Below are 10,459 nucleotides of genomic sequence, written 5' to 3'. Positions count from 1 at the left end.
CTCCAGCTGGTCGTAGTACAGCGCCACGCGGCCGCCGCCACCTCCGGCGACCAAGTATTGGTCATAGCCACTGAACGAACGGTCGCCGCCTTGTGCGCGCACCAGGCCAGCACCGCGCAAGGTGCCCACATCGAGCCAGATCGAACCGCCGCTGCCGCCCGCCCGGTAATACCCCGGAACACTGAGATTGCCGTCAGCCAGAATCGAACCATCAAGCTGCAGCGTGCCGCTGACCGTCAGCTTGATTGCGCCGCCGCCGCGCGAGGTGTTCCCTGACGGACCGCCACCACCGCCGGCCCCCAGCTCCGTCGGCTCATGGATCGAGCCAAACGCCGCATTGGTGGTTTCATTCGTTGCATTCAAGCCACCCCGGCCGCCGTGTGAGCCGCCGACATAACCACTGGCTCCGCTCAGATGGGTTCGGCCCTTGCCGCTGACATCGATCTTTGAGGTCGCGTCGATGGTCAAGGTCGCTGCGCTGAGAACGGGCGGCTGTGCCACGCCTGCTTCGTGAGTCAGAATCGCGCCCGAAGACAAAGTCAATGACGCAAATGTGTGCTGCCCCGCTATGGTGAGCGTACTTCCGCTCACCACCACATCTTTACCGTCCAACGAGCTGTCGCCCGCAGCGATCGAGGTCGGCGTTGTGATCGTGACAGTCTCGGCAGCAGCCGGACTGGCCCACAGGGCCACCAGAAGAGTTGCCGCGAGCAGCGCGACCGAGGAGCGAACGTTGGACACGATAAGGTTCTCTTGGCTTGTTCGCCTCACCGAGACCCCCTCGGCGAAACGCTTGTTATTTGGATCGGACCGGCATTCGCTATTGCATGCGAACGCTGAGATCGCCTTCAAATTTGAAACGGGTGAAACTGGCCGACAGCGAACTCACATCCGCCGGGTGAATGCGGAAACCAACATACGTACGGGCCGGCACGCTCTCTGATTTCGAATGAGCATCGAGAATGCGCCAGGTCTTGCCATCCCAGACCTCGGCCCAGGTGTGGAATCCGGCCGCTTCCAACACGCCGCTCTCATTCACAATCCAGCCATCCACCGGCCGCGCCGGCAAACCCAGGGCACGAGCCATCGCGGCGGCAAGATAGGCAAACTCGCTGCAGTCGCCCCGCTTCTGATGGAGGGCCCACAACGCCCCCTGATTGGTGGCGTCGTAATTCGAGGCACGCAGATTGGCGGCCACCCATGCCTCTATCGCCTCAATGGTGGCGAGCGAGTCGTCAGCGCGCAGTCCGCGGGCAATTTCAACGATCTCTTTGTGTTCGGAGTCGATTCCCGGGGCCGGAGCCAACCAAGCCGGGTTGTCTTCGGCGCGCCAGCGATTGGGGGATAGCTCGACCTTGAGCTCAGCAGAAACGACGACTTCGCGCTGCCCGTACGGCGGCAGCAGTGGCACATCAATCTCGATGACCTGATTGCCGCTTGAGTCGGACACCAGTTCGTAGGGTGCATCAACGGTCAGGTTCAGCAACTTCTGCTGCGCAGTCGAGGCTAACGGCGCAATCACCCAGAGTTTCGCCCCTTCCGTCGCCCGGTTGCTGGCATTGCTGATGAGGTAGCGATAGCTGACGTGGCGTTGCTCGGAGTACTGTGGCTCGGGTATGCGCCACCATAGCCACCATGCCGCTGTTGCCAGCGAAGCGGCGGCGATCAGAGCAAGGATCGGTTTGAAAGCTGAAGTGGTCACCAACACTGCCCCCCTTGTCGGGCGAACACATCAAGGCTACTCGACGTACCCAGACGCTTGCGCAATGCCATCGAAGATTGCAGATCCGAGGCGGAGCCATCCAGCACGAACACGTTGTCTCGTAGCGATCGTGCCAGGGCCATGGCCAGCACCTCCCGGTCCTGTCCCGGCCCGCTGATCAGCAACACGTTGGCCACCTGATCGGCGCGCTGGCGGGCTCGTTGCAAATGATTCTGCACGCGACGCGTCGCCTGCCGAACCTCCTCTCCGGCAGGCAAGATCAGCTGCTCAAGTTCTCCCATCGCGTCTCCGAGATCCTCCGTCGCAACCACGACCCAGCGTTCGCTATCGCCGGCCAGGTCCAGCCGATCCGGCTTGACCAGGAGTTCTCCGAGATGGATCTGTCCTTGCAGCTGCCGCCAGTGGCGGACGCCGCCTTCAAGAATGCGAACTTCCTTGAAGCCTTCTTCGGTGAGACGCGCGCGCAGTGTCCGCAGCGCCCGGTAAGCCGCACCGCTACCCACCAACACCAGCGTCTCGGCCTTCCAGGCATCCAGCGTTCTCAGGCTGAGCGGATCAAGGCGCACTGCGCCTTCAACGTGGGCTCGCTCGAACTCAGCCATGTCGCGCAGATCAGCCACATTGACGGCCGCCCCCGAACGCAGCATGCGCGAAAGCTGGGCGGCGCTTGCGAACTCCTGGACTGGTTTCGACGGTTCTGGCGATTGCGCCCACGCTGCCGTGGCGGCCCCCATCATCAGAGCCGCCAAGATCCGAAGTAAGCCCGGCCGCATGATCTAGTTCGCAGGCTGCGGGTAATGGGCCGGCTCGACCCGAATCGCATCGGCAATCACGTATCCATTGGCGTCATCGGCCAAGACGATCCTGCTCTGCGCATCAAGACGGTACGTGCCCAGCAGCACCCAACGACCGCCCCCGACCTTCTGATCGACTCGAATCACGGAATCGCCCTCCACGTGAGAGATGGCGTACGGTGCGTTGCTCGCTCGATTCTTTCCGGACGTCCAGCGAGCATAGACACGATATTCGCCTTCTGTCGCGGCTGCCAGCCTCCACTCAAAGCGTGCCGATCCTGTGCCGGCTGGCGCCGCACGATAGCCCTGATCGAAGTAGCCGGCTGCCGAGGTAGAGTTCGACCACGTTCCGACCGTTGTGCCCTGCGTGTCGTCCACCAATTGCGAGCCATAGGGGCCCGCCAACGACCTGTCCTGCACTCGTACGGCGTCGGCGATGACGTAGCCATTGGCCTGGTCACTGAGTTCAACCGACCCCGGGTAGTCCCGCGACAAGGTGACAGTACCCAGCGAGTTCCAGCGCGCGCCATCGGTGCGCTGGTCGACGATAGCCATGAGGCTGCCGCGCAATCCCTGCAAGCGGTATGCGGCATTGCTGGCCCGATTGGAATGTGCCGTCCATCGTCCGTACACATCGTACTGACCCAACCGGAGGTCTTGCAGCTGCCACTGAGCGCGGTTGCGACCGCCGTTCTCCGGAACGAATCGCACCGCGTCGGCAATCACATAACTATCCGCTTGATCACTGAGCGAAACGCGAGCGGGCACTGCGGTGCTGAAGTCAAACCGGCCCAGCGAGACCCAAGTGGCACCTGTCTGGGTTTGATTCACTACTACCCGCGTCACCCCAGCCGCATGCTCCACCGCATAGACGGCATCGGTAGCTCGATTCTGGTGCGCCGTCCAGCGAGCGAACACCTCGTACTCGCCAGCCGTCGGCAGGTTTGCCTGCCACGCCGCCTGATTGGGTGGAGCGTCCACTGCGACGATCTTGACCGCATCGGCTATCACATAGCCGTTCGCTGCGTTGCTCAGTTCAACGAAGGAATTCGAATCGAGTTGATAGGTGCCGAGTGATACCCACTTCGCGCCATCGATCTTCTGATTGACTCGCACCGTATCGACGCCACCAACATGGCTGACGCTGAACGGTGCGTTGTCGGCGCGATTGGAGTGTGCAGTCCAGCGTGCAAGCACGCGGTACTCGCCTGCCGGAACGGCAGACAAGGGCCATTTGGCGCGCAGACTGCCATCACCCTTGGCCGCGGTGCGATAACCACTGCCGAAGTAACCCGCAACCGACGTGGAGTTGCCCCAGGTTCCGGTGAACTCCGCTCTGCTGTCATCCATCAGCGCCGTCTCCTGCGGGTCGCCGGGCAGCTTGAACAAGTAGTTTGCGCCGATGTACCCCGACACCGCAGTTGACGCAGTCCATTGACCCGTAGTGCTGAATCCGCTGGCAGAGTTGTCGATCACAATGCTGTCAGGCGACTCGCCGTTGGCCACGTGCGCCAGATAATTGCTGCCAAGGTAGCCCGATACGGCCGTGGAAGCCTTCCAGGCGCCGACCGCTGAGAACAGCGGCGCGACGTTGTCGAAGGTATGGCGCCAGGTGCCTGATTGCAGGACTTCCAGCTCGATCGACTGAGATCCCCTCAAAGCGAAGCGCTGATCGTCGCCGGTGGGTGAACCGAGCTGCAGCTGGACGCTGGTTTGTGACTCGGTGACCTCGCCTACGGCATCAACGCGAATCCACTGCACATCGGACCAATTCTCAGCATCGAATGTCAGGCTGCTGGTCGAAAGCGCCAGACCACTGCTCGCGCTGAGCGACACAGGAATCGCAATCGGCGCCTCAGGGGCGGTCGACAGACGCACTCCGACGGCTGCGCCGTGACCATCTTCGAACAGGCGAAGTCCGAATCGACGATCCACCAAAACGCCAACCTGACTGGGCTGAAGCTGAGTGGTGAACGCGTGGCTGAAGGCAAGCGCTGAAACCCCAGAAGGCTCTTGCTCCCGCTCAGCATCACCCTCGGCGTCCTCGTCTATCGCCAGCCGAGCATGGGACCGATTCTCCTGGCAGACACGTGCCCAGCCGCCATCGTTCGAGAGCCGATCGGACTTGGCGGCGAACACCAGGGGTGACTGGTCGCGATCCCTGCCGTGAGGCAGCGCCGCACAGCCACTCTGAATTCCGGCCACGCTCGCAACCAGCCGCTGCGACTCATACTCCAGCGCCAGCCCCTCAGCATCGAACACACCTTGAGCACCGCCTTCGACGGCGAGGAAGGCCAACGATTCTTCCGCAAGGACTCCACTGGTCGTTTCGCTTCGCTCCATGGCGACCTGCACACCCGATGCAGTCGCCGCATCAGCCACCGCGGTGAGCCAGGGCGAGGTCGAGAGGGAGCTGCCGTTCGAGCGATTGTTCAGCGATTGCAGTTGCGTCAGCACCATCGGAACACTGGCAAACGGCGCTCCGAAATCGACACTGCGCCATGCGCCTTGCGCATTGGGCAGGGCCTGGGAACTAGCAACCTTTCCGATCAAGATCCGGCGTCCATCCGGCAGTCGTCGATCACCATACTCGGCTGCCAGGAAGCTCAGGCGCCCATGCGAGAGACTGGATTCGTCACCATCGGGGCGCAACAGCACCACGTCGAAATACTGCGGCGTCACCGCAATGACGCGCAGGGCAAACGGTCGCGAATCATCGCTGACCCAAGTGGGGAATACCGCAGGCGCCGTGGCAAACACCTGAGCCAAGGGCACCCGCCTGGCCATTCCTGGCTGCCAGTGAGTAGCCTGTTCCTGTCCCACCTGCATACCGCCCGCTGCCAGTCGCGCTCGATTGACACCGGGCACCAAGAGAGGGGACAGCGCGGCAAACCGCTGATCCTGGCTCTCGACCGGGCCGAACCGTAGTTCGAACGCGCGATCGCCCGTAGGCTCGCCGTCATCCAGCCCGGTCACCACCAACGCCTGAGCTTGATTCCAGTTGTCGCGATCAAATTGAAGTGAAAGGTCGGAAAGCTCGACAACACCTGCGGGTTGGCTGCCGAGGCGAACTACCACCTCGGACGTCGGGCGCGCGTTCAAGCGGACCTGAATGATCTGCTGCGCGCCGCTTTCATCAACCTCGATCGTGCCCGGAACGACTTCCAGCCCGACCTGCTCATCATCCAGATTGACTGCCGACAGGAGCACAGGCGCAAGCTGGGCGTAGGCTGCATCGTCGGTTTCGATGCGAGATACCCCAAACTGCAACGAGATGTCGCCGTCAATCTCCGGGTCATCAACGCCTGCCAGCACAACCACCTGAGTTTCATCCCAGTTTTCCGCGGTGAAGGTGGCCGTTAACGGTGCAACCTCGGCTTCGGTCACATCGCTGCTGGACAAATGCAGCGTGACGGGGTGGGTCGGTCGAGTCGACAGCCTGAGGCTCAAGGATGCGCTGCCACCCTCCTCACTGACTACCACCGGGACGGTGGATGCCTGCAGAATGATTCCAGCTGCATCGTTGTCTGCATTGACCAGACCATCCTGGCCTCCCTGCAGCCCGGAGTAGCCCGCATCATCGCTCTCCGCAGGCCCCCACAGGAATCGCACCTGCTGGTTGCCATCGACCAAGGAGTCGTCCTGACCGGTCAAGGTCACGGTCTGCGGAACCTGCCAGTTGTCGGCATCGAAAACCAATTCGGCGGGCGCAACAGCGAGCTCAGTGGTGTCGTCGACGCCGAGCGGAAGGATGACCTGGTGCGTGGGCTTCGCAGTGAGGGCGACTGTCAACGTCGCTGCATCACCATCCTCGCTGGCCGCAGCGTCGACCATTTCGATCGCAACGCCGGGCGTACGGAAGCTCAGCTTGCCATCGGCATAGATGGTTTGACTGTGGACAGCGTCAGCAACCACGGCGTACACGTAGAGCGACTCGCCATCGAGCGCTGAGGTATCCCAGTCGAAGGAGCGCACATCGCGGACACTGAGGTTTTCGACGATAGCAACACCGTCGGCGCCTGAAGCGTCGGTGTCACGGAAGATCGACACCTGGGCGTCGGCATCCAGATCGTCAGAAAGCCAGCTGAGGGTGACCGAACCCGGGCGCAGCTGAGCATCGTCATCCAACCCGATCCATTCGAAACTGGCAGCGGTGTTCAATTCGTCGTCGATCACGAAAAACGATTGCACCGTGCTCCAGGGGCCGAGGGCGGCGCCATGCTCCTTCCTGGCTCGCCACCAGTAACGTTGCCGATCCTGCAGCACGGAGGGAAGTAACGCCAAACCGCCGCTCGCCCGAACACGCATGAGGGCGGTGGTATCGGTCGGAGATTGCAGTACCTCAACCCAGACCTCGCCCGCTCCCGGCGTGTCGAACACTGTCAGTGCGGGCCAGCGCGTGGGAACCCACGTTCCATCGCGTGGTGACAGTGCAACCGGTGGCGACGCCGTTTGTGCATCGAAACTAGCTGCCAACTGGAGGCTGCTCCAAGGTCCTGCCAAACCACCGGATTCCGCACGAGCACGAACCCAGAGCGGGCCTCCGTTCTGAACGCTTGGCTGCCAGACGAAGCGACCGTTTTCATCCGGGACTTCCTGGTGAGTCTGCAGAGCCGGGCTGTCGAAGGTCGGGCTAGCATCAAGTTCGACGCGGTAGTTTCCGGCATGCGGACCACCCTGTTGCGCGTTCAATTCGATGCGCGGCGCCATCGCTTCCGCGCGACTGGCTTGTATCTCGATCGCCGCCGGAATCTGGCTGGTTGATTGGTACTGAAACTCGACGCTCTCACAGGTCAGAGCGATTTCCTGCCCGTCGCGTATCACCGCTCGCCAATGCAGGCTTGAGCCCTCCGGCAACGCCGGGAACACTCGCCAGGATGTTTCCCCACCCTCGCTCATCGCGATCCACGGCGACAGCGCAAGGCTGGTCACAAAATCCTCGTGGTTCGAAACCTCGAACCGGACCTCAAGCTTGCGACCCGGGAGCTTGGCCTGACTCAGCAAGGACAGTCGAGGACGTCCGTCGGCGACTACTTGGCCCGCCTCCGGATAACCGGCCCGGCATTGCACACCCACCTCGCCCTGGTCGTCGAAGCGGAACCGACCATAGGTCCAGTCTCCCGGCGAAGCGCCATCGTGCGCGCCGACGCGCCACAGGTAATGGCCTTCCTCAAGAGCAAGTGCGAGGTCGGCCATGGTCTCGATGGGCTGTTCGGCCACGGCCATCTGCGCCAAGGGAACCTGTGGTGATTCGGCATCCAGCACCTCGATCTGGTACTCCACCTCGGCCTGCGTCGCGTGACTGGCATTCTCGAAGGCAAATGCGAGTGGCGATTGGCTGACCGTCGCATTCGGTTGCGGCAGCAAGCTTTGAATCCTGGCGGGACGGTCCTCCCAGGTGGGATCCCCACCGTGGTCAAACTCCTGTTTGTCGGTGGCGCTGTCCTGATCAAAGTCGCCGGTGCCATCACGCGACAGATCACCAAAATGCTCGCGCTCCCAGTCGTCATCCATGCCGTCGCCGTCGCTGTCCGCACCGGCTGGGGGCTGCACCACAATCTGCAAGTCGCGTGAGGTGACCACCGTGCCATCGGCAGCACGAATGATCACATTGAACTCACCCACCTGCTGTGGACTCGGTGTCCAGCTCAGCAGCGTCTGATTGTTTCCGACCGGGGTCAGCAGCGCTCCATCCGGCAGGTTGACCGCGCTGATGACGACGGTATCGCCGTCTCCATCTAGCGCGCGAATCTCGTGATTGAGGGTGCTGCCGGCCTCGACCACGACGGACGTCGAAAACTCCAGGATTGGCGGCTGATTGGCGCTGGAACCGTCAAACCTCAGCTCGTAGTCGCCGGTCGAATTGCTGTCGAACACGGCCACGAAACGCTGTTCGACACCGCCGTTGGTCAGCGTACGAAGACGCCAGGCATTGGCGGCTTCCAATCGTTTTCCGTCGCTGCGCCAAGCGGTGTAGTTTCCGCTGGAACCTGCGTTTGGATCTGCTACCCGGACAAAGGCAAGTCCATTGTGGGCCGGCATGCGCAGGCGGTAGCGCTTCTGACCGTCCACGGTACCCATTGACGACAGACTGGCATTCGACGACAGATCCTGGACATCGGCGTCGCCGCCTTCCGACTCGTACAGTCGAACCGCCTCGCCGTCCTTGGCCAAGAAGTCGCGCACGGAGTCACGTCCAGGTAAATCATTGCGCACATTGCGGATCAGGGTGTGCGTATTGACCTGGGCGAGCAGCGATGTCAACGCGCCGCCGAGAGCATCGCTGTGCACGTACTCTGCGTCGAACGAGACGAACGTACCCGACAGCGACGATGTCATTTGCCAGCGAGCAGATTTGGCGTTGCCGGGCCCGATATCACCAAAGTCGGCCAGCAAGGTGTTCTGTACTGGTCGATCGTCGACTTGCGAACTCAACAGTTGGAAATCGATCAGCAAGCCCTGCCGATTCTCCACGATGCGCGGCTGCGCCGACTCGATTTTCAGTGCCTTCGCAGACCCGGCGCCCGAGTTGGTTACCCGAACGCCCAGATCGAACGGCTCGACCACCTCCTGTTCGGAGGTAAGTGGATCATCGGCGAACACATCATGTGGGAGGAAATAATCCAATGTGAGCAGGGGCATCGGTTTGACGCGAATCACGTCAGGCGCGACCACGACCTGTTCGGCAGCCCCCCCAAATCGGTAATTCAAGGTCGCACCAACGCCGTACCTCACACCCGCCGCAGAACTGCCTCCGGCACCCTGCGCGGGAATGATCAGCCATGTGATCTCAGCGACACCTTTCGGCGCTATTCGCCCGGCCCCCGACACGTCATCAATGCCCTGCATCGAGTCGAGCCGGATAAAGAACTTCGCATCGGTGTCATTTGGGTTGGAGCTGGCGAGCACCGAGTTTCCGGCCTCGTCCTCGAAGGTGACATTGATGTCCACGTTCTCTAACGCCAACGTGTCGAGACCGTTGCTGATCTTCATCTTCGCTTCGAACGCCTGTCGCTCAAGCGTAAGCTCTTGTCGGATTTCGATCTTGACGACGGCGCAGACGATGTCCTGGGCCTGACCAGCGGGTGCGAATTGAAGCCCCAGAGCAGCAGCGGCGGCGATCGCCCAGTTACCAAGGCGGCTAAACGATGTGTGCATGGGCATGGGGAGTTACAGCTAGGGCGAAGGTGGGCCAAAATGCGGCTGATCCGCGGCTCGAACGCGTGCACACCTGCACCCGGCGCCGAAGGCAGCCAGAAGGGTCATGTATGCATGGAAATGCGCGCCAAGACTCCCGTCAGCCGGAACAATCCATGTCCCATTCGGGTCGGGGCAAAACGGCGCACACAATATCTTCACAAGGAAAGAAAAGCAATGGAAGGACCATCCAGGTCCTGTCAATACTCCCATTCATGGCCACCAAGCCCAATTGGCTAGAATCCGGCGAGACAGCATGAGCCATCTCGAACAACCACAGGGCTAAGGAGAGCACGAGTGCAAAACGAATTGGCGTCAGGTGTCGTCAACTGCGTCGCCTACGACCGCAAACAGCAGGTGGGTCAGGCGATTGCGCTGGATGCGATCAGCGATGCCGTTGCCAAGCCCGACACTTTCGTCTGGGTCGGGCTGCATGAGCCTAGCGAGGCCTTGCTCGATCAATTGCAGGAAGAGTTCGACCTGCATGAGCTGGCGGTGGAGGATGCCCATCATGCGCATCAGCGACCGAAGATCGAGGCGTACGGAAACTCTCTGTTCATCGCCTTGCATACGGCGCAGATGGTCGAGGGCCATATTCAGTTTGGCGAGACCCACGTATTTGTGCCTCTATCGAATTCCAAGTGGGTAACTGAGAATTTTGGTCTGACGCCGACAGCCTCCGTTTTGTCGAGCGCAGGCTGATTTCGGAGAGTGAGACCCATGCACGACAAGTTGTTCGAAGCTG

The 10,459-nt window shown here is 61.6% G+C and carries 4 protein-coding genes and 1 pseudogene; 1 reads left to right on the top strand and 4 read right to left on the bottom strand.

Annotated elements, in window-relative coordinates; all coding sequences use genetic code 11:
• The 4 genes and pseudogenes from IFO71_RS20690 to IFO71_RS20675 form a co-directional block, all read right to left on the bottom strand.
• Window positions 1–741: pseudogene (locus IFO71_RS20690) on the bottom strand (hypothetical protein); the annotation flags it as partial.
• Window positions 742–820: 79 nt separating this feature from the next.
• Window positions 821–1,702 (bottom strand): transglutaminase-like domain-containing protein, encoded by an 882-nt coding sequence (locus IFO71_RS22560; protein WP_192031590.1) that lies wholly within the window; start codon window positions 1,700–1,702, stop codon window positions 821–823.
• A complete protein-coding gene (locus IFO71_RS20680) occupies window positions 1,699–2,457 on the bottom strand; it encodes a rhodanese-like domain-containing protein (RefSeq protein WP_225444835.1) in 759 nt (252 codons plus the stop codon). The genes IFO71_RS22560 and IFO71_RS20680 overlap by 4 nt, the downstream gene beginning before the upstream one ends.
• Window positions 2,458–2,499: 42 nt before the next feature.
• A complete protein-coding gene (locus IFO71_RS20675) occupies window positions 2,500–9,681 on the bottom strand; it encodes a golvesin C-terminal-like domain-containing protein (RefSeq protein WP_192031588.1) in 7,182 nt (2,393 codons plus the stop codon).
• Between the two features lie 330 nt (window positions 9,682–10,011).
• Here IFO71_RS20675 and IFO71_RS20670 point away from each other — a divergent pair, with 330 nt between their 5' ends.
• Complete coding sequence (locus tag IFO71_RS20670; protein WP_192031587.1) at window positions 10,012–10,416, top strand: CorA family divalent cation transporter; 405 nt, start codon at window positions 10,012–10,014, stop codon at window positions 10,414–10,416.
• Window positions 10,417–10,459: the final 43 nt, after the last annotated feature.

The organism is Pseudomarimonas arenosa, assembly GCF_014841215.1.
Classification (GTDB): Bacteria; Pseudomonadota; Gammaproteobacteria; order Xanthomonadales; family Xanthomonadaceae; genus Pseudomarimonas; species Pseudomarimonas arenosa.
Note: the sequence above shows the minus strand (reverse complement) of the source record. Positions and strands in the feature narration are given on the sequence as shown.

Coding starts and splice junctions, on each gene's coding strand:
- IFO71_RS20675 (WP_192031588.1), bottom strand. CDS start 9,681: ATGCCCATGCACACATCGTTTAGCCGCCTTGGTAACTGGGCGATCGCC.
- IFO71_RS20680 (WP_225444835.1), bottom strand. CDS start 2,457: ATGGGGGCCGCCACGGCAGCGTGGGCGCAATCGCCAGAACCGTCGAAA.